This window comes from Sphingomonas sp. KR3-1 (genome assembly GCF_040049295.1).
Lineage (GTDB): Bacteria > Pseudomonadota > Alphaproteobacteria > Sphingomonadales > Sphingomonadaceae > Sphingomonas.
In genome coordinates, this window is record NZ_JBDZDQ010000003.1 from 94,197 (window position 1) to 119,675 (window position 25,479).

General features: G+C 68.7%; 20 protein-coding genes. 10 read left to right on the forward strand and 10 right to left on the reverse strand.

The annotated features are described in order from the left end of the window. Complete coding sequence (locus ABLE38_RS16365) at positions 1–267, reverse strand: DUF6356 family protein (protein ID WP_348975312.1); 267 nt, start codon at positions 265–267, stop codon at positions 1–3. A gap of 281 nt (positions 268–548) precedes the next feature. Between ABLE38_RS16365 and ABLE38_RS16370 the strand changes: the two genes are divergently transcribed. The 5 genes from ABLE38_RS16370 (at position 549) to ABLE38_RS16390 (ending at position 6,176) form a co-directional block, all read left to right on the forward strand. Continuing rightward, entirely contained in the window at positions 549–2,177 is a 1,629-nt protein-coding gene (locus ABLE38_RS16370) for an MFS transporter (protein ID WP_348975313.1), read from the forward strand. Then, the gene (locus ABLE38_RS16375) at positions 2,174–2,638 is read left to right on the forward strand and encodes a YbaK/EbsC family protein (RefSeq protein ID WP_348975314.1); all 465 of its coding nucleotides are present in this window, start codon (positions 2,174–2,176) and stop codon (positions 2,636–2,638) included. The genes ABLE38_RS16370 and ABLE38_RS16375 overlap by 4 nt, the downstream gene beginning before the upstream one ends. Before the next feature lie 73 nt (positions 2,639–2,711). Next, positions 2,712–4,430, forward strand: a complete 1,719-nt coding sequence (locus ABLE38_RS16380) for a hypothetical protein (RefSeq protein WP_348975315.1) — start codon at positions 2,712–2,714, stop codon at positions 4,428–4,430. Positions 4,431–4,552: 122 nt separating this feature from the next. Beyond that, on the forward strand, positions 4,553–5,086 hold the full coding sequence (locus ABLE38_RS16385) for a hypothetical protein (protein ID WP_348975316.1): 534 nt from the start codon (positions 4,553–4,555) through the stop codon (positions 5,084–5,086). Between the two features lie 34 nt (positions 5,087–5,120). Further along, positions 5,121–6,176: an OmpA family protein gene (locus tag ABLE38_RS16390; RefSeq protein WP_348975317.1), complete on the forward strand. Its 1,056-nt coding sequence runs from the start codon at positions 5,121–5,123 to the stop codon at positions 6,174–6,176. Positions 6,177–6,244: 68 nt separating this feature from the next. Here ABLE38_RS16390 and ABLE38_RS16395 read toward each other — a convergent pair whose 3' ends face one another. Both ABLE38_RS16395 and ABLE38_RS16400 read right to left on the reverse strand, forming a co-directional pair. Continuing rightward, positions 6,245–6,856 carry a hypothetical protein gene (locus ABLE38_RS16395; protein ID WP_348975318.1) on the reverse strand — a complete coding sequence of 204 codons (612 nt, stop codon included), beginning with the start codon at positions 6,854–6,856 and terminating at the stop codon, positions 6,245–6,247. A 42-nt stretch (positions 6,857–6,898) separates the two neighbouring features. After that, complete coding sequence (locus tag ABLE38_RS16400; RefSeq protein ID WP_348975319.1) at positions 6,899–7,057, reverse strand: hypothetical protein; 159 nt, start codon at positions 7,055–7,057, stop codon at positions 6,899–6,901. Between the two features lie 129 nt (positions 7,058–7,186). Between ABLE38_RS16400 and ABLE38_RS16405 the strand changes: the two genes are divergently transcribed. Continuing rightward, positions 7,187–9,613 carry a serine/threonine-protein kinase gene (locus tag ABLE38_RS16405; RefSeq protein ID WP_348975320.1) on the forward strand — a complete coding sequence of 809 codons (2,427 nt, stop codon included), beginning with the start codon at positions 7,187–7,189 and terminating at the stop codon, positions 9,611–9,613. A 1-nt stretch (position 9,614) separates the two neighbouring features. On the opposite strand, the gene ABLE38_RS16410 is transcribed toward ABLE38_RS16405, so the two are convergent. Beyond that, complete coding sequence (locus ABLE38_RS16410; protein ID WP_348975321.1) at positions 9,615–10,157, reverse strand: ECF-type sigma factor; 543 nt, start codon at positions 10,155–10,157, stop codon at positions 9,615–9,617. A gap of 275 nt (positions 10,158–10,432) precedes the next feature. Here ABLE38_RS16410 and ABLE38_RS16415 point away from each other — a divergent pair, with 275 nt between their 5' ends. Beyond that, positions 10,433–13,036 (forward strand): hypothetical protein, encoded by a 2,604-nt coding sequence (locus ABLE38_RS16415; protein WP_348975322.1) that lies wholly within the window; start codon positions 10,433–10,435, stop codon positions 13,034–13,036. A 45-nt stretch (positions 13,037–13,081) separates the two neighbouring features. Here the strand turns inward: ABLE38_RS16415 and ABLE38_RS16420 are convergent, their stop codons facing one another. From ABLE38_RS16420 to ABLE38_RS16445, 6 genes are all read right to left on the reverse strand, one after another. Then, on the reverse strand, positions 13,082–14,623 hold the full coding sequence (locus ABLE38_RS16420; RefSeq protein ID WP_348975323.1) for a DHA2 family efflux MFS transporter permease subunit: 1,542 nt from the start codon (positions 14,621–14,623) through the stop codon (positions 13,082–13,084). After that, entirely contained in the window at positions 14,620–15,885 is a 1,266-nt protein-coding gene (locus ABLE38_RS16425; protein WP_348975324.1) for an HlyD family efflux transporter periplasmic adaptor subunit, read from the reverse strand. The genes ABLE38_RS16420 and ABLE38_RS16425 overlap by 4 nt, the downstream gene beginning before the upstream one ends. Then, positions 15,882–17,312 carry an efflux transporter outer membrane subunit gene (locus tag ABLE38_RS16430; protein WP_348975325.1) on the reverse strand — a complete coding sequence of 477 codons (1,431 nt, stop codon included), beginning with the start codon at positions 17,310–17,312 and terminating at the stop codon, positions 15,882–15,884. The genes ABLE38_RS16425 and ABLE38_RS16430 overlap by 4 nt, the downstream gene beginning before the upstream one ends. Next, positions 17,309–17,719 carry a MarR family transcriptional regulator gene (locus ABLE38_RS16435; protein WP_348975326.1) on the reverse strand — a complete coding sequence of 137 codons (411 nt, stop codon included), beginning with the start codon at positions 17,717–17,719 and terminating at the stop codon, positions 17,309–17,311. Before ABLE38_RS16435 ends, ABLE38_RS16430 begins: the two co-directional genes overlap by 4 nt. Before the next feature lie 161 nt (positions 17,720–17,880). Continuing rightward, the gene (locus ABLE38_RS16440) at positions 17,881–19,239 is read right to left on the reverse strand and encodes a HAMP domain-containing sensor histidine kinase (protein ID WP_348975327.1); all 1,359 of its coding nucleotides are present in this window, start codon (positions 19,237–19,239) and stop codon (positions 17,881–17,883) included. After that, positions 19,232–19,903, reverse strand: coding sequence for a response regulator transcription factor (locus ABLE38_RS16445; protein ID WP_348975328.1), 672 nt, complete (start codon positions 19,901–19,903; stop codon positions 19,232–19,234). The genes ABLE38_RS16440 and ABLE38_RS16445 overlap by 8 nt, the downstream gene beginning before the upstream one ends. Positions 19,904–20,059: 156 nt before the next feature. On the opposite strand from ABLE38_RS16445, the gene ABLE38_RS16450 reads away from it, so the two are divergent. Genes ABLE38_RS16450 through ABLE38_RS16460 form a run of 3 tightly spaced genes read left to right on the forward strand, consistent with a single transcriptional unit; the run spans position 20,060 to position 25,478 of the window. Further along, positions 20,060–21,403 (forward strand): TolC family protein, encoded by a 1,344-nt coding sequence (locus ABLE38_RS16450; RefSeq protein WP_348975329.1) that lies wholly within the window; start codon positions 20,060–20,062, stop codon positions 21,401–21,403. Then, positions 21,400–22,428, forward strand: a complete 1,029-nt coding sequence (locus tag ABLE38_RS16455; protein ID WP_348975330.1) for an efflux RND transporter periplasmic adaptor subunit — start codon at positions 21,400–21,402, stop codon at positions 22,426–22,428. The genes ABLE38_RS16450 and ABLE38_RS16455 overlap by 4 nt, the downstream gene beginning before the upstream one ends. Further along, positions 22,425–25,478 carry an efflux RND transporter permease subunit gene (locus ABLE38_RS16460; RefSeq protein WP_348975331.1) on the forward strand — a complete coding sequence of 1,018 codons (3,054 nt, stop codon included), beginning with the start codon at positions 22,425–22,427 and terminating at the stop codon, positions 25,476–25,478. The genes ABLE38_RS16455 and ABLE38_RS16460 overlap by 4 nt, the downstream gene beginning before the upstream one ends. The last annotated feature ends 1 nt before the right edge of the window (position 25,479 follow it).

Consider the following 25,479-nt stretch of genomic DNA (forward strand, 5'->3'; position numbering starts at 1 on the left):
TCAGATTTCGTATTCGATCTGCCACTCGGGCTGTTCATAGGCGGGCTTGCGCGCGGCCATGCCCGGCTGTCGGGCGAGCATCTGCCCATAGAGCCGCTTGACTGCGTCGCTTGCGGTGCGGGCGAACAGCGCCGGGAAGATCGAATGCACGACGCAGGCCGCGCCGCCGATGATCATCGTGAAGCCGAATCGCGCGGCGGTGGCGGCATGCTCGCCATAGCTTTCGCCGACGGCGCGCGGATGGGAGAGGAAGAAGCGATCGAACATGCGCGCGGTCTATCGCACCGCAGCACGCGTGTGAAGTAGAGCTTTTGCCTGCCCAAGCTGGGCTTTGCCCGCATTGTGCTTGCAATCGCATGCCGCAATGGCCGAACCTGCGGGCGAGGCATGCCGAAGAGCATGCGCAGCGACGGGGATATCCACCACAGGGGAAATGTGGTTGGTTAGCGCTAACAATAAGAGGGGATGACAGCTTGAACCAGGATGCAGGGACCGACACCCCGTCGGCGCCTTTGGGCGAACATCATGTAGCCACCGGCAAAGAGAAGATGGTGATCGCGGCATCGTCGCTGGGCACCGTGTTCGAATGGTATGATTTCTACCTCTACGGGTTGCTCGCCACGACGATCTCGGCGCAGTTCTTTGCCGGGGTGAACGACACCACTGCCTTCATCTTCGCGCTCGCCGCCTTTGCCGCGGGCTTTGCCGTCCGGCCGTTCGGCGCGCTCGTCTTCGGGCGGATCGGCGACCTGGTCGGGCGCAAGAACACCTTCCTGGTGACGATGGGCATCATGGGCGGATCGACCTTCGCGGTCGGCCTGCTCCCCAATTTCGCCACCGCCGGCGTGTTCGCGCCGATCCTGCTGGTGACGCTACGCGTGCTCCAGGGCCTGGCGCTGGGCGGCCAATATGGCGGCGCCGCGACCTATGTCGCCGAGCATGCGCCCAACCACAAGCGCGGGCTCTACACGAGCTGGATCCAGACCACCGCGACACTGGGCCTGTTCGCCTCGCTGCTGGTGGTGATCGGCACGCGATCGGCGGTGGGCGAGGCGGCGTTCAGCGCCTGGGGCTGGCGGATCCCGTTCCTCGCCTCGGTGTTGCTGCTCGGCGTGTCGCTCTGGGTGCGGCTGCAGCTCAACGAGAGCCCGGTCTATGCCCGGATGAAGGCGACCGGCAACACCTCCAAGGCGCCGCTGACCGAGGCGTTCCTGCGCTGGGGCAATCTGCGCATCGTGCTGATCGCGCTGTTCGGCGCGGTCGTCGGCCAGGCGGTGGTCTGGTACACCGGGCAGTTCTACGCGCTGTTCCTCCTCGAGAAGACGCTCAAGGTCGACGGGATGACCGCGAACGTGCTGATCGCCATCGCGCTGGCTCTGGGCACGCCGTTCTTCGTGTTCTTCGGCTGGCTGAGCGACAGGGTCGGCCGCAAGCCGATCATCCTGGCGGGATGCCTGCTGGCCTCGCTGACATACTTTCCGCTGTTCCATGCGCTGACGGAAGCGGCCAATCCGGCGCTGGCGGAAGCGCAGAAGCGGGCGCCGGTGCTGGTGGTCAATTACGGCACGCATTGCTCGTTCCAGTTCGATCCGATCGGCAAGAACAAGTTCGACGGCAGCGCCTGCGATGTCGCGAAGTCCTACCTGGCCAAGGCCGCCATTCCCTATCGCGATGCGCACGACACCGGGACGACCTGGGCCGGGTCGAGCGGTTGGGTGGGCGTGAAGGTCGGCGACGAAGTGGTGATGATCACCGATCCGGCCAAGACGGGTCCCTCGGTCCGCAAGGCCACGATCGCTGCGCAGACGGAGGCGATCAAGGCAGCGGTGACGCGCGCCGGCTATCCCGCCAAGGCCGACGACGCCCGGATCAACAAGCCGCTGGTCATCGCGATCCTGTTCGCGCTCGTCGTGCTGGTGACGATGGTCTACGGCCCGATCGCGGGCATGCTGGTCGAGCTCTTCCCCAGCCGCATCCGCTACACCTCGATGAGCTTGCCCTATCACCTGGGCAATGGCTGGTTCGGCGGCTTCCTGCCGGCGACGGCCTTCGCAATGGTCGCGGCGACGGGGGATATCTATTACGGGCTCTGGTACCCGGTGGTGGCCGCTGCCTGCACCTTCGTGCTCGGCCTGTTGCTGCTGCCCGAGACCTTCCGGAAGAGGATCGAGGATTGACCGTCGAAACCGTGCGCGCGTGGCTTGCCGAACATGCTCCCGATCTCCGTCTGATCGAACAATCGGCAAGCACCGCCACGGTGGCGGAGGCGGCAGCGACGCTCGGGGTCGAGCCCGGGCGCATCGCCAAGACGCTGGCGCTCCGGGTGGGCGGCGAGGTGATCCTCGTCGTCGCGCGCGGCGATGCGCGGCTCGACAATGCCAAGACCAAGGCCGAGTTCGGCGGGCGCTCCTCGATGCTCGGCGCCGAGGAGGCCGAGGCGCTGACCGGCCATCCGGTGGGCGGGGTCTGCCCCTTCGGGCTCGCGACGCCGATCCCGGTCTATTGCGACGTCTCGATCCGCGATTTCGCCACGGTATTCCCTGCGGCGGGATCGCGCACCGCATCGGTGGAGATCGCGCCCGAGCGCCTCGCGGCGCTGGTTTCGCAGCGCTGGGTGGATATCTGCAAGCTGGCCTGAGCTTGCCTGGCGCAGTTGAATTGACGTCGCGCGATGCTAGAAGCTTCGGCGCCGCGCACTTCCAGGGAATAGCATGATACGAGAGTCCGCGGGGCCCGCGCCTGCACCCGAGCCTGCATTGCGCCATGGCCGATCGTCGCTTCCCGCCAAGCTTGCGCTGGCATTCTGCGCCTGGGCCGCGTCGATCCTGATCGTCTTCCGCGACAGCTTCGCAAGCGGGTTCGACCTGGGATTCGGCAATCGCGGGGATGCGCTGATCGAGATCAGCATCCTCGAGCATTGGCGGGCAGTGTTCACGGGCCTGGCAGCGTGGAACCAGCCGATCTACTTCCATCCCTATGGCGACACGCTCGGCTATAATGACGGCTATTTCCTGTCGGGCCTGATCTATGCGTTCTGGCGGATCTGCTTCGATCCGTTCGTCTCCGACACGCTGACGGCGATGACCTTCCGCACGATCGGCTTTGCGGCGGCGCTCTGGCTGGTGCGGGGCGTGCTGCGCTGGAGCTGGGGCACGGCGATCCTGGTCGCTGCGCTGTTCACCATCTCGAACAACATGTTCCTGCAGGCCGGACATGCCCAGATCAACAGTCTGGCGCTGTTGCCGCTGCTCGCTGGGCTCGCGGTCCTGGCGGTGCGCGCCGAGATCTCTGGACGGCCCGTCGCGCTCCTGTTCGCGGCGCTGGTGGCGCTGGTCATGGGCCTCTGGCTGATCACGGCATTCTATTTTGCCTGGTTCACGATCTATTTCACCGTGGTGTTCGTGCTGTGCTGGCTGTGGGTGTCGGGCAATTACCGGCCCCGGCGCCTGGGCGCGCTGCTCGCGGCGCATTGGCGGACCTTGGCGACCTTCCTGGCCGTCGCCGCGGTGTCCGCGATCCCGTTCCTGCTCGTCTATTTGCCCAAGCGGCTCGAGACCGGCGGCCATGGCTATATGGTCTCCTATCTCGTCCAGCCGGTCGATCTGGTGAATGTCGGCGAGCGCAACGGCCTGTGGGGCTGGATCGCCACCGGCATCCGGCTGATCGTCCAGGCAGTCGCGACGCCGGGGGGCAAGTTCGAGAAGTCCTTTCTCGGCTGGGAGCACCATTCCGGTTATCCGCTGCTGCTCTTCGCGCTGACCTGTGCCGCTGCCTATCGCTTGATCCGCGACCCGAAGCGGGTGGTGGAGCGGGCGGTCGCGCTGGCGGTGGTGGTGAGCTGGGCGCTGACGCTGCGGATCTGGCAGATCTCGCCCTGGATCCTCGTCCATGCCCTGTTCCCCGCGGCCAGCGGCGTGCGCGTCGTGCTGCGCTACCAGCTCTTCCTCGTCCTGCCGGTGCTGCTGCTCGTCGGCCTGGCCTATCGCGACAGGCTGCGCGACTTCCGCCAGCGCCATCCCTGGCTGGCGGTCCTGCTGGTCGTGCTGCTCGTCGGCGAGCAGATCAGCTTCGCCCAGCCCGCCGAGCTGAGCCGGCGCGCGCAACGCGCCGAGCTCGACGCCATTCCGGCGCCGCCGGCCGGGTGCAGCGCCTTTTACGTGGTGACGGTGCGATCCGGCGAGGCTGCCTTTGTCGATGACCGTGTCGATGCGCTGTACCCGCACAATGTCGATGCGATGTTCCTGGCGGAGAAGTGGCGGGTTCCGACCGTCAACGGCTATTCGACCTTCAATCCGCCGGACTGGGATTTCGCCGCGCCCTACGCCAGCGACTATGACGCGCGCGTGCGCAGCTATGCCGGCAAGCATGGGGTGCGGGAGCTGTGCCGACTGGATACCCGCTCGCCACAAGCCTGGACGCGAATGGATTAGATCGCGCGCATCGCCGCCCGGCGATCTGCGTGTCCGCTTCGGCGATCGTCTCCCGTTTCCCTCTTCGATCGCCCCTTTCCGGGGCGGATGCGGCGAGGGAGCACGGGATGTCGAGGAGAAGCATGTCGGCGATAGGGCTGGGCCTGTGCGCCTTGCCCCTGCTCGGAATGGCGGTGCCACCGGTGCCGGCATCCTCCGCGGCCTGGACGCTCGCGGCGGACGGGCTGATCCACAAGGACGCAGACGGCAAGCCGCACAAGCTGGCGTTCGGGCAGACGCGCGGGGCGGCGATTGCGGCGGTCACGGCGGTATCGGGCAAGCCGCTCGTGACCGGCATCTATCCTGATTGCGGGCAGGGCACGCCGATGGGCCATGCCGATTTCCGCGGCGGGCTCTCACTGTTGTTCCTCAAGGGGCGGTTCACCGGCTGGGAAGTCGGCGACAAGGGCGACCCGATGCTGCGCACCGCGCGCGGCATCGGCATCGGATCGACCCGCGCGGCGCTGAAGGCCGCCTATCCTGGCGTCGAGATCGCCGAGGATTCGCTCGGCGTGCTGTTCAGCGACGAAGGTGCGCCCTCTGGCTTTCTCGATGAGGACAGCCCGAAGGGGCGTGTCGCCTCGCTCTATGCCGGCGAAACCTGCGCGATCTCCTGATTTCGCGCGCCGAATTTCCATCGAAAGGTCCCACATGACTCATATCCGTATCGCCCTTGCCGGCGCCGCGCTTTCCGTGCTCGCTGCGTGCGGCAGCGGCTATGATGCCGCCGGCCCCACCAATGCCAGCGTCGCCAACACCACCGCCACCGCGGCGCCATCTCCGTCGCCGAGTGCGACGGCCAGCCCGGTGCCGACAGTCGCGGGGTTCGATCCGGAAAAGGCACCGGTCGCCAACCCGACGCTGGGTGCCTGGCCCTATTTCGGGATCATGGACGGCTATGAACGGCTCGACGCCGTCAACATCGCCGGCAGCGAGCAGAAGCGCTTCCTCGAGGATGTCGCCTATGATCGCTGGGAGTTCTTCGACGGGACCAAGCTGATCCCGGTCGAGGGCCGCACGATGACCACCGGGGGCAAGGGCGACGGCGCGTCGTTCTTCCAGGTCCAGAAGACCTATGAGAAGCTGGTCCATGATCTGGGCGGCGTCACCGTCTATGAGGGCAGCGGCAAGCCGCTCAAGGACAAGGGGCTGATGTTCGCCGACAAGCGCTTCCGAGCGAATTACATCGTCGAGGAAGACCAGATGGGCGTCTACATGCTGCGCACGCCCAGCAGCCAGATCTGGGTCGAGGTCTATCATCCCTGGGAAGACAATAGCCGCAACTACTGGCTGACCATCGTCGAGAAGAAGGCGCTCGAGGTGAAGGTCAAGCTGATCCCCGCGGCGGAGATGAAGCAGGGGCTGGATACCGCCGGCCATGTCGCGCTCTACCTGAACTTCGACACCGACAAGACCGCGATCAAGCCGGATTCGCAGCCGGCGATCGCCGAGATCGTCAAGCTGATGAAGGCCGATCCGGCGCTCAAGCTGACGATCGAGGGCCATACCGATAATGCCGGCGCGCCCGCGCACAACCAATCGTTGTCGGACGGGCGCGCCGCTGCGGTGATGGCGGCAATCGTCGCCCAAGGCATCCCCGCCAGCCGGCTCCAGGCCAAGGGCCTCGGCCAGAGCAAGCCGATTGCCGACAATGCGACCGAAGACGGCAAGGCGAAGAACCGCCGCGTCGAACTCGTGAAGCGCTGAACGGGCGGGCACGCAAAAAAGGGGGGCGGCAGGTTGCCGTCCCCCTTCTCGTTTCCAGCAGCAGTTCGTTACCGGGCGGGCAGCTTCTCGAGCAGCTTGGTGGCGACGGCGACGGCGATCGCGCGCTTGTCCTTGGTGGCGATGAGCGGATAGCCGGAGTGATTGGCCGGATCGTGCATGAACGGCGGCGTCACTTCGATATAGGCGTCGCCCTTGCGCACCACCAACGTGTTGTTGGCAGACCACATCGCCTCGTCGCCGAGCGCCGGCGTGGCGGACTTGTCTTCCTTGAGCTGGTTGGCGACATCCGCGCCGGCGCCGCCCTTGTCGGCGACCGAGGCGCCCATGCCGCCGAGCAGCTTGGCGCTGCGGTGCATGATCTCCATGTGTTTCGCGCCCTCGGTGACGTAGACCGTCGTCTGCACGCCGTCATCGGGATTGGCCTTGTAGGTGCAGCTCGCGTCGCGGCGATCGAGGCTGTTGACCTTGTCGGTGGTGATTGCGGTCATCTCTTCCGCGGTGATCAGGCTGCAAGGGTTGAAGTCGGCAGCCGCGACCGCCGTCGTACCTTCGCTTGCCGAGCCCGTCTCGCTCCCGTTCGCAGCCTTGCCCCCGCCACAGGCAGACAGTGCCAGACCGGCAGCGGCCACCACTGCGCACATCTTCATCGAATCCCGCATCGATACCCTCCTCGCTTGTTCGGCAGGATTGCCGTCACCGCGTTAGACGCGGTGGGCGTCGCGGACCGGACAGGCAGCACGGCGCTTCATTTCGACCGATCCGATCGTCGACGTGCCGTTCAGCACCACCATTTGCGCAGTTGCCTGGCTGGCCAGCAGCGCGAGCGGCGCCAGCCGAAGGACATGAAGCGTCTTGGCCATGATAGTCTCTCCGTCTTTTCAAGGAGAAAGACGGGCGCGCGCCAATGAAACGAACAGTACCAAAATATTTCTTCGGCGGCGTCCGCTCTCGCGGTTAGGCTGCGTCTAACGGGGCATTGGGGGGTAGATATGCAGGCAAGTGGCGAGCCGGATCTGGCACAGGTTCTCGAAGCATTCGATGCGATCGAGCCGCTCGAAAGCGCCGCACGACAGGCAGCGCTCGCGCGGCTTTCGCCGGCGATCGCCGAGCGGGTGAGCGCCCTCCTAGAAGCCTCCACCCGGCGCGGCATCCTGGATGCCCCGGCGCCGACGCTGGAAGATGCGCAGCCGCTGGCACGTGCGTCGCTGGCAGCGGGAACGCGGGTCGGCGGGTTCGAGCTCGAAGCGCTGGTCGGCCGGGGCGGGATGGGCGAAGTCTATCGTGCGCGCCGCGCCGATGTCGGCTTCGAGCAGCAGGTCGCGCTCAAGCTGCTCCGCATCGACGCCATCCCCAACGAGGCGCTGTTCGCGCGCGAGCGCCGCATGCTGGCGCGGCTCGACCACCCCGGCATCGCCCGGCTGATCGACGGCGGCGTCACTCCGGAGGGGCGCCCCTGGATGGCGATGGCGTTCGTCGAGGGGCAGCCGATCGACCAGTGGGTCAGGGCCGAGCGGCCGTCGCTCGAGGCGCGGTTGCGTGCGTTCCGCGATATCTGCGACGCGGTTGCCTATGCGCACGCCAACCTGATCGTCCACCGCGACCTCAAGCCCTCGAATATCCTGATCGACGCCCGGGGCCGCATTCACCTGCTCGACTTCGGCATCGCCAAGCTGGTGGAAGAAAGCGGCGACGATGCGCGGACCGTCACCGGCGCGCTGATGACGCCCGACTACGCCGCGCCCGAGCAACTCGGCAACGGCGTGGTGACGGTCGCGACGGACGTCCATGCCCTGGGTGTGATCCTCTACCAGCTGCTCGCGGGCGCGACGCCGTGGAGCGGGGAGGGGGGCACGCTGTCGATGCTCGTCCGCCGCGTGGCGCAGGAGGATCCGGCACCGCCGAGCCGCACCGCGGCGAAGCAGGATGCGGCGGTCGCGCCGTCGCGCATCCGCGGCGATCTCGATGCGATCGTACTCAAGGCGCTGCGCAAGGATCCGGCGGCGCGCTACGGATCGGTGCCGGAGCTGGCCGAGGATATCGAGCGGTTCGAGGGCTCGTTGCCGGTGCGCGCGCGGGCGGGTTCGCGGCGCTATCGCTTCGGCCGCTTCCTGCGCCGCAATCGCTGGTCGGCCGTTGCAGCAGGCGCGGTGGTGCTTGCCCTCGCCGGCGGCGCCACCGGCATCGCCGTGCAGGCGCATCGCACCGCAATCGAGCGCGACAATGCAGTGGCTGAGGCGGCGCGCTCCGATTCGATCGTCCAGACGCTCACCCTGATGTTCGCCCAGGGCGGCTATTCGCGCGACCTGACGCTCAAGCATACGCTCGACGAGTCCGCGCTGCGCATGCTCGCGACGCTCGATCGCACCGCGCGATCGGGCGCCGCGGTCAATGCGCTGAGCGACCTCTACGTCAACATGCAGGATGCCAAGGGCAGCTATGACCTGCTCAAGAGCGCGCTCGAGCACGGCATCGGCGCGGACAGTCCGGACACCACCGCCAAGATGCAGGCCAATCTGGCCGACGCGGCACTCGCGATCGGGGCGAAGGAGGATGTCGCGGCGCTGCTCGACAAGGCGCAGGCGACGCTCGCGCGCAATCCCGAGCGCAACGGTGCCGACCTGTTGCAGATCGTGCGCACCCGGGCGGCGATGGCGCGGCGCAAGGGCGACTATCCCACTGCGATCAAGCTGCTGACCGACAATCTGCCGCAGGCGGAACACGCGCTCACCGCAAACGAGAGCGCGCTGCTGACCATGTACAACAATTTGCTGGTCTACATGATCGAGGCGAACCGGCTGGCCGACATGGACGCGATCTTCGCGCGGGTCGATCGGGTGCTCGCACACCCTGGGCAGCGCGATACGATGCAGGCGCTAGGCATCGACCAGCTGCGTGGCGCCGTCCGGCTCCGGCTGGGGGATGCGGCGGGCGCGGAGCGGATTTCGGCGAGCAACGTCCAGCGCCGCCGCCGCCTGTTCGGCGATACGCCGGGGCTCGCGGCCGATCTCTCGCAGCTCGCCAAGGCGCAGATGGCCAATGGCCGCTTCGCCGACGCACGGGTTTCGCTGCTCGAGGCCCGGCCGCTGGCCGTCCGCTTCCTTGGCGAGCATGCGCTGCCGGTGATCGTGATCGACTTGGCATTGGCGCAGGCGCTGGCGGAGCTGGGCGAGACCGCGGATGCGGCGAAGCAGCTCGGCGAGGCGCGTGCCGGGATCGACCTGATGCCCAAGCCCAACCCGCTGATACCGCAGCTTGCGCTCACCGAGGCGGTGCTGGCGGTGAAGCAGGGCGACAAGCCGGCGGCAAGCGCTGCGGTTGCGCGGTCGCGGGCCGGCTTCGCGGCGATGGGGCCAGCGGGCGCCTATGGGATGCAGGCCATCTCCAGGGTTGCCATGCGGGTCGCCGCGATGCGCTGAGCTAGGCGGCGGGCTCGCGCATCTGGTCGTAGATCCAGGCGCGCGCGCGAGTCCACCAGCGGCGGACGGTGCGATCGGTGATTCCCAGCACCTCCGCCGTCTCCACTTCGTCGAGCCCGATGAAGAAGCGGCAATCGACGACCTTGGCGAGCAGGGGATCGTGGCGCGCGAGTTCCGCCAGCGCGTCGCCCAGGCAGAGCAGCTCCTCGTCGTCCCTGGCGCCGCTGGCGATCTCGGCGAGGGCTACGGTGAGGCTCTCGCGCTCGCCGGAACGCTTCGCCGCCAGCCGGGCGCGTGCAGCATCGACCAGGACGTGCCGCATCGCCGTCGCCGCGCAGCCGAGGAAATGCGACTTGCTCTGCCAATCGGCGCGGTTCTGGATCCGGAGATAGACTTCGCCGACCAGCGCGGTCGGCTGGAGCGTCATTGGGCTCCCGGCCCTGCGATATTCGCGCCGAGCGATCTGGTGGAGCTCGCCATAGAGCTGGTTGACCAGCTCGTCGGAGGAACCGAGCGCGCCGGACTGGATCGGGTCACTCGCCATCACGCCCCCCAAAGCACGCGTGCAGCCTATCATGAGAAACCGCCCGCAAGCTACGAAAAGATCAGGCCGGACGAGAGCGTGAGCCCGGTTGTTTCGCCGCATCCGGCACCGCCTGCATAAATATTTCGTCCGGCCTGTCCGGTCTTCCCCGCAAATTCCCGTCTCCGCCTTCGACACGGGAATGCGTGACCGGCTTGGGTCGTCGGCATGCCGGGCGGCAATCGCCCGATCATTTCCCGCACCGTCGCCAGGGATAGCTACGAAGGGGAACAGCAATGACGATCAACCGGATCAACAGCCGCACCGCGCTGCGCGCACTTGTCAGCGTATCGATGGGCGCCATCGCCATGATACTCGCCACCGGGCAGGCACACGCCCAGAACGTCCAGTGCCGCGACGCCGCCAACAATCCGGTGGGCACGCTGCAGCCCGGATCGGACGACAATGCGGTGTGCGGCGACGCCACCGTCAACGGCGATTCGAACGTGGCGATCGGCGAAGCGGCGGTCGTGCAGGGGCCGGGCAATACCGCCGTGTTCGGTTCGGTGGCGATCGGCTATTCGGCCGACGCGACCGCCAGCACCTCGGTGGCGATCGGCGCGGTTGCGGAAGCGACCGGCGCCAGTTCTACCGCCGTCGGCTTCGGGGCCAATGCCTCGGGCACCGAATCGCTTGCCCTCGGCCTGGTCGCGCAGGCGGCTGGCAACCAGTCGCTGGCATTGGGCGCGGCGAGCGTCGCCAATGGCAATTCCTCAATCGCGCTCGGCCGCGCCGCCGCCGCGCAGGGCGCCTTCTCGATCGTGATGGGCGATGGCGCTTCGTCGGTGCTGGGCGACAGCATCGTCCTCGGCCGCAACGCCAAGGGCACCAACTACGGCTCGATCGCGCTGGGCTATAGTTCCGAGGCCGGCGACCAGGCGACCGCAGTGGGCTTCATCTCCTCGGCGACCGGTGACAGCGCCTCGGCCTTTGGCCTCGCCGCCTGGGCGGTGACAGACTACAGCACGGCGATCGGCTCCTCGACCTATGCATCGGGCGCTGCCTCGGTCGCGCTGGGCTTCGCCTCGACGAGCAGCGGCGCCAACTCGATCGCGCTCGGCACGACCAACGCTGCCGGCAACGCCTATACCACCGCGAGCGGCGCCAACAGCATCGCGATCGGATCGGCGAGTTCCGCGGGCGGCCTCGGCTCGATCGTCCTCGGCGCCAATGCGACGACCAACGACCAGGACTCGATGGCGCTGGGCTACAATGCCTTTGCCGACAGCTTCAATTCGACCGCGGTGGGCTCAGGCGCCTATTCGATCCGCTCGGCGACCGCGCTCGGCCAGAATGCCTATGCCGGCGGGCAGGGCAGCGTCGCGCTCGGCCTGGGCGCGACCACGACCAACCCGTTCGCGGTCGCGATCGGCTTCACTTCGGCGGCGAGCGGCGAGCGCTCGGTGGCGCTGGGCCTCAATTCCACCGCGCTCGGCACCCAGTCGATCGCGATCGGCGGCCAGGACGGCGGCGGCGTCTCGACCATGGCGACGGGCGTGCGCAGCATCGCGATCGGCTCGACCGCACAGGCGAGTGGCACCGACAGCGTCACGCTCGGCTATGGCAGCTTCGCCTCGGCCAACAGCGCCGTCGCGCTGGGCGCCGGATCGGTGGCGGACCGGGCCAACAGCGTCTCGGTCGGTGCCGTGGGCGCCGAGCGCCAGGTGACCAACGTCGCGGCCGGCACGGCGGCGACCGACGCGGTCAACTTCGCCCAGCTCAACGCGGTATCCGCGACGGCGAACACCGCACTCGCCAACGCCGCCACCGCGCAGGCAACCGCATCCAACGCGCTGGCGGCAGCGACCGCAGGCGGCGCGACCGCGAACCAGGCGCTCAACGCAGCCAATGCGGCGCAGGGCACGGCGAATACTGCGCTGGGCAACGCGGCGACCGCGCAGGGTACTGCCAACACCGCGTTGGCGAACGCGGCGACGGCACAGGGCACTGCCAACAGCGCGCTCGCCAATGCGGCGACCGCGCAGGCGACTGCCGACACCGCGGCGGCAAACGGCGCCTATTTCCGCACCAACATGAGCGGGGCAGGGCCGCAGGCGACCGGGGCGAACTCGATCGCGGTGGGTAGCAACTCGGTCGCGGGCGGTGAATCTTCGGTGGCGATCGGCAATGGCGCGCGCGCGGTGACCGGCCAGGCCGTGTCGATCGGCGCGGGCAACACGGCGAGCGGCAACGGCGCGGTAGCCATCGGCGATCCGAACACCGCCACCGGCCAGGGCGCGGTGGCGCTCGGCCGCAACAATACCGCGACGGGCCAGGGTGCGGTGGCGCTGGGCAATGCCAGCACCGCCAACGGTGCCTCGGCAGTGGCGCTGGGTGACGGCGCCAATGCCGGGGCCGCGGGCAGCGTCGCGATCGGCCAGGGCGCCGTGGCGACGCGCGCCGGGCAGGTGGCGCTGGGCACGGGCAGCTCGACCTATACGATGGCGGGGATCAACTCCTCGGCGAGCCGCGCGGCGCAGCAGGGTGCGCTCAGTGTGGTGACCAGCGATGCTGCCGGCAACCTTGCCACGGCGTCGATCGACCTGACCGAGCTCGGTACACTCGGCACCCGCATGACCAACGCGGAAGGGCGGATCGATCTGAACGCCCGCCGCGCCAATGGCGGGATCGCGGCGGCGATGGCGCTGGCGGGCACGACGATCCCGTCGGACATGCACGTGGCGGTGTCGTTCAACCTCTCCACCTATCGCGGCGAGCAGGGCTTCTCCGGCGCAGCGGTCGCCAAGGTCGACGACCATGTCTGGGTCAGCGGCGGCTTCGCCGGCTCGACGGTCAAGGGCTCGACCGGCGGCCGGGTCGGCATGACCTTCGGCTGGTAAGGGCTGGGGCGGCGCTGCCATCGGGCAGCGCCGCCCCGCTTTTCGTCAATCCGCGGCCACCGTGTGCTGGCTCGGCATCGGCTTGCGCGCCAGCCAGGTCACCAGGATCAGTCCCAGCGCGAGCCAGCCGCAAATCCAGAACAGCTCGAGCGACGAGAGCAGATAGGCCTGGTTTACCACCTGCCGCATCACCGCGCCGGCCGCCTGCAGCGGGCTCATCCCCGCCGCCTGGAGCTGGTCGACGGTCTGTCGATAGACGGGGGAATAATCAGTCCCCACTTCACTCAGCCGGGTCTGGTGCAGCGCCTCACGGCGGTCCCAATAGGTGGTGATGATCGACGCGGCGAAGCTGCCCGCGGTAATGCGCGCGAAGTTGGAGATGCCGCTCGCCGAAGGGACACGTTGCGGCGGCAGTCCGTCGAACGAGATGGTGATCAGCGGCACGAAGAACATGCTCATCGCCAACCCCTGGAGCAGCAGCGGGAACATCAGCGTCCAGAAGCTCGCATCGGGCGTATATTGCGAACGCAGGAAATAGGACGCGCCGAACGCCAGGAACGCCACCGTGGCGAGCCAGCGCATGTCGACCTTGAGCCGCGTGACGAACGGGGTTGCGAGGACCGCCACGATGCCGCTCGGCGCGGCGACGAAGCCCGCCCAGGTCGCGGTGTAGCCCAGATGCTCCTGCAGCCAGAGCGGCAGCAGCAAATTGTTGGCGAAGAACAGCGCGTAACCCAGGCACAAGGCGAGCGTGCCGAACAGGAAGTTGCGGCGCAGGAACAGGCTGAGGTCCACCGCCGGCGCGCCGTCGGTCATTTCCCAGATCACCCAGGCGATAAAGCCGACCACCGCGCAGATCGCGAGCGCCACGATGAACGGGTTGTGGAACCAGTCGCGGTCCTTGCCGAGGTCGAGCATCGTCTGCAGGCTGAACACCCAGAAGGCGAGCAGCATCAGCCCGACGGTGTCGACCTTGAGCTTGCGCGTCGGCGTTTCGCGGCTGGCGAGCGAACGCCAGCTGATCCCGGCGGCGATGATCCCCACCGGCACGTTGATCAGGAAGATCCAGCCCCAATGGTAATTGTCGGAGATATAGCCGCCGAGCACCGGGCCGAGCACGGGCGCGACCAGCGTGGTCATCGACCAGATGCCGAGCGCGGTGCCACGCTTGTGATCGGGGAAGATCGCGATCAGCAGCGCCTGGCTGCCCGGGATCATCGGGCCGGAGACCGCGCCCTGCAGGATGCGGAAGCCGATCAGCGAGGGCAGGCTCCAGGCGATGCCGCACAGGAACGAGGCGATCGTGAACAGCACCACCGACGCAGTGAAGGTGCGCACCACGCCGAAGCGCTGCATCAGCCAGCCGGTCAGCGGCACCGTCACGCCGTTGGCCACCGCGAACGAAGTGATCACCCAGGTGCCATTGTCGGTCGACACGCCGAGATTGCCGGCGATCGTGGGCAGCGAGACATTGGCGATCGTGCCGTCGAGCACCTGCATGAAGGTGCCGAGCGCCAGCGCGACCGAAGTTACCGCCAGGGCGAGGCCGGCCAGCGGCGCGGCCTGGCCGCCCGCCGGGCCGCTCACCGCGCCCGTCCCAGATTCTCGGCGATGATCCGGCGGATGCGGGCCTCGACCGCGGGGCCGCCGTCGAGGCTCTGCTGGATGCCGCCAGCGGGCGGCGCGCTGCCGGCCACCATCGGGCCCGAGCGATCGCTGGTGTCGACCGTCACGTCGGCCGAGAGGCCAACGCGCAGCGGGTTCCGCTTGAGCTCGTCAGGATCGAGCGCGATGCGCACCGGCACGCGCTGGACGATCTTGATCCAGTTGCCCGAGGCGTTCTGCGGCGGCAGCAGTGAAAAGGCGTTGCCGCTGCCGGCACCCAGGCCGAGCACCTTGCCGTGGAACGTGACGTCCTTGCCATAGACATCGGCGTGGATCGTCGCGCGCTGGCCGACGCGCAAATGCTGAAGCTGGGTCTCGCGGAAGTTCGCGTCGATCCACAGGCTGTCGAGCGGCACCACCGCCATCAACGGCGCGCCGGCGGCGACCTTCTGGCCGAGCTGGACGGTGCGCTGGGCGACGACGCCGGAGACGGGCGCGACGATCTTCATGTGGCTGGAGTTGATCGCGGCCTGGCGCAGCTCGGCGATCGCCGCGAGCACCTGCGGGTTCTCCGAGACGCTGGTGCCGGCAACGGTGCTCGCTGCCTGGGCCTGCTTGGCGCGGGCGAGGTTGAGCGCGGCGCGCGCCGTGGCGACGGCGTCGGCCGCGTGGCTGACCTCTTCGCCCGACACCGCGCCGTCGGCAGCGGCCCCGCGGCGGCGGGCATAGTCGTTGAGTGCCTTCGATAGATCGGCGCGCGCCTGGGCGATTTCCGCCCCAGCCTGGTCGACTTCGGCATTGTTCGAGCGGACCGCGCGGACCGCACGGCCTAGCGCGGCCTCGGCGGCGGCGAGCTGGACGTCGGTCGAGGCCGGATCGAGGTCGATCAGCGGTGCGCCCTGCGTCACCTGCTGGGTATTGTCGGCGTGCAGCGCCAGCACCGTGCCGCCATCGCGCGCGGTAACCGCGACGATGTTGCCGCCGACATAGGCGTCGTCGGTTTCCTCGCTCGGCGGCGCGGTGAGCACCATCACGGCATAGGCGATCACACCGATCAGGATCACCGCGCCGAGGATCAGAAAGCCGATCTTGCGCGCGCGCGACTTGGTCTGGGGCTGGGGCGGGGCGGGCGGAGGCGGCGGTGGCGCGGCGGCGGGTTCCGCCGGCTTGGCGTCACCCTTTTGCGCCGGCGTTTCGGCGCTGTCCGCCTTGGTCTTCCAATCGACGGGGCTGTTGTCGGTCATAGGTGCGTGTCCGCTGGGGCCGCGGAGAGCGGCGGGTTTGGAACGAAGCCACCGCCCAGGGCGGCGATCAGCTGGATGCGGCGCGAGAGCGCGTCGGCCTGGAGCCCGACCAGCGCCTGCTCGGCCTCGAGCAGGCGGAAACCGGACTCGATCGTGTCGAGCCGCGAGCCGAGCCCAGTCGAGACGCGTACGCTGTCGAGCCGCGCGGTCTCGCGCAGGCCCGCGACGACGCGGTCCTGGTCGGCAAGGTCCTTGTCGGCGGCGCGGACCAGGGTCAGCGCGTCGGCGGCATCGCGCACCGCGCCGAGCACTGCGCCGTCATAGTCGGCGACGGCCTGGTCGAGATCGGCGGTGGCGCCGCGATATTGCGCCTTGAGCTTGCCGCCCTCGAAGATCGGCAGGTGGATCGCCGGGCCGGCGCCATAAGTCCGCGCCCCGGGATCGAAGAAATTGCCGAGGCCGAGCGCGGCGAAGCCGGCGAGCGCGGTGATGTTGACGTTGGGCAGGAAGTCGGTCCGCGCTACCTGGCGCCCCGCCATCGCGGCGTCGATCCGGGCCTGGCCGGCGAGCAGGTCGGGCCGGCGGCCGAGCAGGTCGGCGGGCAGCGCATCGGGCACGCTTGGCGGCGTGTTCAGCGCGAGGCTGGGCGTCGTGATCTCCGGGTAGAAGTCGGCGCCGCGGCCCACCAGCGCGGCCAGGCTGTGGACGAGCAGCTCGCGCTGCGCCTGCGCGCGGGTTCGGGCCTGTTCCGCCTCGGCGAGCAGCGTCTCGGCCTGGCGCAGCTCGAACTGGCTGGCGAGCTGGTTCTTGATCCGCGAATGGACGTAGCGCAGCGCCTGCTGGCGCGTCTCGACAAAGCCGTTGGCGACCTGGACCAGCCGTTCGGCCCGCGCGAGCCCGACATAGGCCTGGGCGATCGAGGTCGAGATTGCCAGTCGCGCCGCCGCCGCATCGAGCCGGGCCGCCTGGGCGCTCGCCTGGGCTCCAGCGACCAGCGCCTTCTGGCGGCCGAACAGGTCGAGGTTCCAGCTCAGATTGGCTTGCAGCGTCGTGATCGGCCAGGCCGCGCCGGCATAGGGCGGCGGATAGATGTATTTCTCGGGGAAGCGCTGATAGGTCGACTGGCCGTCGGCGGTGACTTGCGGGAGCTGCTCAGCGTGGCGGATGTCGACAGCCGCCTCGGCGGCGCGGACGCGGGCGAGGGCGCCGTCGAGCGTCGGGTTTCCGGCCAGGCCCATCGTGATCAGTCGATCGAGTTGCGGATCGCCGAACGCCGTCCACCAGGCGGCGTCGATCGTCGGCGTATCGGTGCCGAGGCCCAACGACTGCGGTTGGAGCTGCGCTACCTGCGGCGGATCGTGCGGCACGGTGGCACAGCCGGCGAGAAGCAGCGCGGTCAGCGCCGCGAGGCCCACGGAGCGCGTCATGCCTCGATCTCCCGGTTCGCGAGCGCACTGTCCGCCACGCGCTCGGCGGCGCCGAGCAGCCGGGTCAGCAGGCTCACCAGCGTCGCGGCTTCCTCCTGCGTGAAATCGGCGACCACTTCGTTCCAGGAGGAAACGACATGGCCCTGGAGGCTGAGCACTGCCTCTCTTCCCGCCGGCGTGATGACGAGCTGCACCACCCGCCGGTCCTCGACGCTGCGATCGCGCGCAATCAGTCCGCGCGCCTCGAGCACGTCGATCATCCTGGTGGTGGCACCCGTGGTGATGCCGAGCTCGCGCGACAGCTCGCCGGCATTGCTCACCGTGCCGTCACGCACGACCTTGAGCGCGATCCATTGCTGGAAGCTCAGGTCGTGCCCTTCGAACTTCGATTCGACATAGGTCGACATGATCTTGTCCAGTCGCCGTACGAGGCGGCCGGGGGACCGACTTGCGGCACAGTCTTCAAGGTTGAATACAGCCATTCATCTCACCGGGCATTATCTGCATCTGCAGATATTACGCGCTCGTGATCTGTCAAGGGGCGCAAGCTTGGCTGTGTCGAATATCGCTACCGCACGCGCGCGAAAACCAGACTGACGCGCAGGCCCGGGCCTGCGTCGCCTATCTCGAGCCGGGCGCCGTGCAGCTGCGCGATTGCGCTCACCATGGCGAGTCCGAGCCCCGCGCTCCCGGCGCTCCGGCTCGGATCGACCTGGTAGAAGCGGCGGGTGAGGTGGGCGCGCTCGGCGGCGGAAACGCCGGCACCGTTGTCGATCACCGAGGCACGAAACCCTTCTTCCACGGCTTCGACGTCGACGCGGACCTGCGTGCCGGCCGGGGTGTGGAGGATCGCGTTTTCGATGAGGTTGGCGAAGAGTTGGGCAAGCAGTTCGGCGTCGCCGGAGATCGGCGCCGTTTCGGCTATCGGCGCGGTCAGGACGTGTTCGGCGTCATGGGCGACCGGCTCATAGGTTTCGACCAACCCATGCAGCAGCGCGCCCAGATCGACCGACTCGAACGGCGCCCGGCGGCCGCCGCCTTCGATCTGGGCCAGGCGCAGGATCGCGCGGAAGGTCGCCAGCAGCTGATCGGCCTGGGCGATCGCCGCATCGATGCCGGACACGGCCTCATCGCGCTGCGCCGCTTCGCGTGCGGCCTCGAGCATCTGGCGCAACCGCGTGAGCGGGGTCCGCAAGTCGTGCGCGACGTCGGTGGAGACCTGGCGCAGGCCCTCCATCAGGCCATCGATCCGTTCGAGCATGCGGTTGAGGTTGCGCGCGAGATCGTCGAGCTCGGGGGCGAGGCCGATCATCGGGATGCGCTGCTCGGTGCGGCCGGCCATGATCCGGTCGATCGCCGAATTGGCCGCGCTCAGCCGCTTCAGGAACAGCCATGCGGCAGCCCAGCCCGCCGCCAGCGCGAGCAGCGTGACGGTTACCGCCCAGGCGATCATGAACCGGATCATCTGCCCACGGATCCAGCCGATGTCGAAGCTGTCGGTCGCGACGACGAGCAGCGCGCCGTCGGGCAGGCGCGTGCCCAGGGTAGCGAGCTCCTCCGGCTCGAACCGGCCCGGCTCGCGCATCGAGATCCGGCCCTGGCCCGGCCTGGCAGCCGACATTGGTATCGTGCCGACAAGCTGCCGGCCGTGCGGATCGACGAGAAGATAGAGGAACGTGCCGTCCGGCGTGGCGGCGGTGCGCAGACGGATCTCTGCGGGAAGGTCGGCGCGATTGCCGGCGGTCAGCGACGCGGTCTCGGTTTTGAGCGCCCCGATCGTTGCCTGTTCCGCATAGCTGCCAATCTGCTGATAGACCTGGTCGAGCAACAGGAACGACGCGCAGGCGAAAACGGCAGCGAAGATCAGCGCGAAACGGAAGGCGCCGCTGTTGAGCGCGCTGCGGCGCCGTTGCACCGGCTCAGCCATCGATCCGGTAACCAGCGCCGCGCACCGTCTGGATCAGCTCCTTGCCGAAACCGCGATCCACCTTGGCGCGCAGCCGGCTCATATGGCTTTCGATCACGTTGGTCTGCGGGTCGAAATGGAAGGACCAGACATTCTCGAGCAGCATCGTTCGCGTTACGACGGCGCCGGCATGCTGCATGAGATAGTCGAGCAGCTTGAACTCCTGCGCCTGCAGTTCGATGCGCGTGCCGGCACGGGTGACGGTGCGCTTGAGCCGATCGATGACGAGGTCGCCGACGGTGAGAGTGACCGCGACGTCGGCGATCGGCGGGCGGCGCGAGAGTGCGTTGATCCGGGCGAGCAACTCGGCGCCGGCAAAGGGCTTGACCAGATAGTCGTCGGCGCCGGCCTCCAGGCCTTCGACTCGGTCGTCGATCCCCTCCATCGAGGTGAGCAGCAGCGCCGGCGTACGGATGCCCGCGGCGCGCAGTGCCTTGAGGACCGACAGACCGTTCAGCCCCGGCACCATCCGGTCAAGAATCAGGACGCCGTAGTCGCCGTCGCTCGCCATGAAGAGCGCGTCGTTCCCCGAGCTGCACGCCTCCACGACATGCCCGGCCGCAGTGAGCATGCGCACCGCCTGCGTTCTCGTGGCCTCGTCGTCTTCGAGCAACAGCAGCTTCATATCGCCTGAGGTCCAGTTTCCACGCCGCAAATGGGTCCGATCGCCAGCGACCGGCAAGTTGGCGATTCCCAATGTTCGGCCAATGCTGGGCCAATAGCCACCCGTCCATAGTCCGCCGCTATCGAGAAGTGGGAGCGCGAAGTGCGGCGAGGCGGAATGCGGGTGTTTCTCTGCGCGAGCGCTGCTGCACTGCTGGCGAGCGGCTGCGCATCCTATCGCGCGGCGCCGCTCGCCGAACCGGCGGCAGTGCTTGCAGCGCCGGACATGGCCATCCTCTCGGCGGATGCGCAGAAGATCGACCGGCCCTATCTCACGCCCGAGCCAATCGATTGGACTAGGCCGCTGACGCCCAATGCGCTGGCGATCGTCGCAGTGCTCGAAAATCCCGATCTCAAGGCACAGCGGGCAAAGTTGGGTGTCACCGACGCGCAGGCCTTTGCCGCGCGGCTGCTCCCTGATCCGACCTTCCAGGCCAATTTCGACAAGCTGGTGTCCGGCCCGGACCCGTACAACGCATTTGGCGGCCAGCTGGCGTTCGACCTCAACCAGCTGCGTACCGCCAAGGTGTCGCGCCAGAATGCCGAGGCGAGCAAGCGGCAGGTCCGGCTCGATCTGGCCTGGGCCGAGTGGCAGACTGCCGGCCAGGCGCGCCTGCAGGGCGTGCGGATCGTCGCGCTCGAGAAGCAGCTGGCGCTCGCCAGGGCCAGCGCGGCTTCGGCGCAGACGCTGTTCGAGCATGCGCGGCGCGCGGCAGGAAGGGGCGATATCGCCGCTGCCGATCTCGATACCCGCCGCACGGCCCTGACCGATGCAAGCGAGCGACTGGGCACCGCCGAGACCGAGCTTGCCGCCGCACGGGGAGACCTCAACAAGCTGCTCGGCCTGCCGCCTGAGACGGTACTGCTGCTTGCCCCGCCGCCCGAGCCCGCGGTCGCGCCTGCCGCGGCGACGCTGGTGGCGCAGGCGCTGGAGCGGCGGCTTGACCTCCAGGCACTCCGCGCGGGCTATGCGGTCGGTGAGGCCGAGCTGCACAAGGCCGTGCTCGACCAGTTCCCGACGCTGGCGCTCACCGTCGCCGGCGCCCGCGATACCAGCGGTAACACCACGTTAGGCCCGGCGATCGATTTCACGCTGCCGCTATGGAACCGCAATCGCGGTGGCATCGCCGTCGCCAAGGCGACGCGCGAGCAGTTGAAGGCCGAATATGAAGCGCGCCTCTTCCAGACGCGCGCCGAGATCAGCGCCGCGGCGGAGGCGATCGGCCTGCTGCGGCAGCAACGCGCCGCACTGCTCGCGCAGATGCCCGCCAGCCACGCCTTCGCCGATAGTGCGGCAAGGGCAGCGAAGCGCGGCGATCTTGCTCCGGCCACCGCAGCTACTGCCGAGCAGGCGCTGCGCGACCGCGAACTGCGCCTGGCCCAGCTCGACCAACAGATCGCCGAACAGACTATCGCCCTCGAGCTTCTCTCGGGCGGCCCCAGCGAAGGATGGACCCGATGATGCGGATGACCGCGCTGCTTCCGCTCGCCCTGCTTGCCGGCTGTGGCGGCCCTGCGGCCGATGGCGGCGAAGAGGCGAAGGCCGAGCCGGTCGCGCAGGTGAAGACCGCGCCGGCGGAGCTGGGGGCGACGGCATCCGAAGTCGCGGTCTACGGTGTGGCCGAAGCCGGACCCGGCGGCGAGCATGCGCTGGTCGCACCGGCAGAGGCGATCGTCGATCGGATCGTCAGCCCGAACGGCACGGCGGTGCGCGACGGACAGGTGATCCTGACGCTGCGGCCCAGCCGCGCGACCGCCACCGACCTCGCCAAGGCCGCTTCCGACGCGCAGGCCGCCGATGCCGCCCTTGCCCGCGCCAAAAGGCTGCGCGCCGATGGCCTGGTGTCCGACGCCGAGGTCGAGACGGCGCGCGCCGCCGGGCAGGTCGCCCACGCGACGCTCGGCAATCTCGGCATGTCGCGCGGCGGCGTGGCGCTGCGCGCGCCGGTATCGGGCGTCGTGCAGGGCTTGACGGCGAAGAATGGCGACCAGCTCGCGGCGGGCACCACTGCTGCGGTCGTGGTGGCGCAGGGCAATCTGCGTGCGCGCCTGGGAGTCGATCCCGCCCTCGTCCAGCGCGTGCATCCGGGCCAGCCGCTCCAGCTTCAGAGCGTTTCCGGCGATGCGCGGGCGAGCGTGACCGTGGCTGGTGTCGACGGCCAGGTCGATGCGACGACCCGGCTCTCTGCCGTCTACGCCAATCTTCCCGCCGCCTTCCCGGTCGCGCCGGGCGAGGCACTGCGCGGTTCGCTCGTGCTGGCGCAGCAGGCGAGCGGGATCACCATCCCCTATGCCGCGCTGCTCGACGATGGCGGCAAGAGCTACGTCTTCGTCGTCAAGGGCGGCGTGGCGCACCAGCAGGACGTGCTGCCGGGCAGCTCGTCGGGCGACCGCATCCGGATCCTGAATGGGCTGGCCCAGGGCGACAGGGTCGTCACCGAGGGCGGCACCGCGCTCGAGGACGGTGCCAAGGTGCGCGAGCAATGAGCGACCTGATGCATCGCCACGCGCGCTCGATCTGGCTGGGCGTCTTCCTGATCACGCTCGCCGGCCTGTTCGGCGCGCTGAAGCTGCCGGTCACGCTGTTCCCGCACATCGACTATCCCCGCGTCGTCGTCTCGATCGATGCCGGCGAACGCGACGCGACGCAGATGGCCGCAGATATCTCGCGCCCCACGGAGATCGCGCTGCGCGAGATCCCGGGCGTCACCCAGATTCGCTCGACCACCAGCCGCGGCGCCGCCGAGATCGCGCTGAGCTTCGGCTGGGGCGACGACATGACCAACGCGACGCTGGCGACGCAGGGCGCGCTCGCCACGATCCTGCCCGATCTGCCGGCTGGCACCCGGTTCAGCGTGCGCCGTTCCGATCCGACGATCTTCCCGGTGCTCGGCATCTCGCTGACCTCCGACAAGCTCGACGGCGTGGCGCTGGCCCAGCTCGCCCAGCTTCGCCTGCGCCCGCTGCTTTCGACAGTGCCGGGCGTCGCTGGCGTCGATGTGCTCGGCGGCGCACCGCTTGAAATGGAAGTCGAGGTCGATCCGGCCCGGCTGCAAACGCTTGGCCTCACCCTGGCCGATGTCGCCACCGCGATCGGTGCGGCGAACAGCGTTTCGGCGGTCGGGCGCATCGAGGATCGCCACCGGCTCTATCTCGCGCTAGTCGATGACCGGCTGACCAGCGAGGCCGATATCGCCGCGATCCCGGTAAAGGCCGGCACGGCGGCGGGCGCCGGGGTGGTCACGCTCGGCCAGGTCGCAAACATCCGCCGCGCCCCGGCGCCGGCGTGGGTGCGCGTCACCTCGAACGGCACCAACGCCGTGCTGGTCAATATCCGCCAGGCGCCGAGCGCCGATGCGGTGAAGCTCGTCCAGGAGATCACCGATCGGCTGAAGGGCGCGAAGCTGCCCGCCACGGTCAAGGTCAGCCCGTTCTACGATCAATCGGAGCTGGTGGTCGGCGCGGCTGATGCAGTGCGTGAAGCTATTCTGCTCGGCGCATTACTTGCGGGCGTGGTGTTGTTTGTGTTTTTGCGGTCGTGGCGGCTCATGGTGATCACCGCGCTGCTGCTCCCGGCGGTGCTTGCAGCGACCTGTTTGGCGCTATTTGCGCTCCATATGAGCTTCAACATGATGACTTTGGGCGGCATGGCCGCTGCCGTGGGCCTGGTCGTCGACGATGCCGTGGTGATGCTCGAGCACCTGATGCGGCGGCTGCAGGACGGGCGCGGGGAGGCCGAGCCGCCTTCGATCCTCGCCAGCGCGCGCGAGATGTCGCGCCCGCTGTTCGGATCGACCCTGGCGACGATCGTGGTGTTCCTGCCGCTCGCCTTCATCTCCGGCGTGACCGGGGGATTCTTCAAGGCGCTGGCCGTGACGATGGTCGCCGCGCTGGGCGTGTCGCTGCTCTACGCGCGCTATGTGCTGCCGCTGGTCGCGCAGCGCTGGCTGACGCTCGGGGACGTGGCGGCCGCCGACAAGGCCGAGCGGATGACCGGTACGCTGGCGCGCTGGTACGGCAGGTTCGGCGCCCGCGCGCTGGCCCGCCCGGCCCTCGCCGCCGGGCTGACCGCGGCGCTGCTCGTCGCGGCGGGCGGCTTCGCCTGGACCCGCCTCGAATCGGGCTTCATGCCGGTGATGGACGAGGGCGGCTTCATCCTCGACTACAAGGCCAAGTCGGGCGCGGCGCTGTCCGACACCGATCGCCTGCTGCGCCAGGTCGAGACGATCATCCGCGAGACCCCCGAGGTCACCAGCTATTCGCGCCGCACCGGCGTCCAGCTCGGCGGCGGCCTGACCGAGGCCGACGAAGGCGACTTCTTCATCCGCCTGAAGGGCGGGAGCCGCCGGCCGATCGGCGAAGTGATGGCCGAGATTCGCGACAAGGTCGACAAGCAGGTGCCCGGGCTCGAGATCGAGACGGCCCAGCTGATGGAAGACCTGATCGGCGACCTGACCGCAGTGCCCGAGCCGATCGAGGTCAAGCTGTTCGGCGACGACGATGCCGAGCTCGTCGCGTCCGCGCGGAAGGTCGCCGGGGCGATCGGCAAGATCGGCGGCGTGGTCGAAGTCGTCGACGGCCTGCGGGTTGCGGGCGATGCGATCGAAATCCATGTCGACCGCGCCGCGGCGGCGCTGGTCGGGCTCGATCCCGATGCCGTTGCCAAGCAGGTCGAGGCGCAGGTGGGCGGCACCGTCGCCACCCAGATCCTCGCGGGCGAGCAGGTGCTCGATGTGCGCGTCCGGCTGCCCCAGGACCTGCGCAGCCGCGCCGATGCGCTGGGCCAGCTCCTCGTCCGGGCAGCCGATGGCCGCACCACTGCGCTGGGCTCGATCGCGACGATCCGCATCGCGGCGGGGCAGCGCCAGATCACGCGCGAGGACCTTGCGCCGTTCATTCCGGTCACCGCGCGGCTGGAAGGCAAGGATCTCGGCACCGGCATGCAGCAGGTGCAGGCCGCCGTGGAGGCGCTGCATCTGCCGCCCACGATCCGCGTCGATTATGGCGGCCTCTACGCGCAGCAGCAGCAGAGCTTCTCGGACCTGATCGCCGTGTTCGTCGCCGCACTGTTGCTGTCGGCACTGCTGCTGACGCTGCTGTTCGAGCGCTGGGCCTATACGATCGCGGTGATCGGCACCGTGTTGCTGTCGACAGCGGCGGTGTTCCTCGGGCTGTGGCTGACCGGGACCGAGCTCGACATCTCGGCGCTGATGGGCCTGACCATGGTGGTCGGCATGATCACCGAGCTTGCGATCTTCTATCTTGCCGAACTGCCGACGGGCGCCACGCTGACCATCGAGGAGCTGCTCGAGGCGGGCAGGGCGCGGCTGCGGCCGATCCTGATGTCGGCGCTGATCGCGGTGCTGACGCTGCTGCCGCTGGCGCTTGGCATCAGCCGCGGCGCCGGGCTGCAGGCGCCGCTCGCCACCGCGATCATCGCGGGGCTCGTCATCGGCGCACCGCTGGTGCTCGCATTCCTGCCGACGCTGCTCTTCGCGATCAGCCGCCGGCCATCGACCAACCAAAACGGGGAGTGAA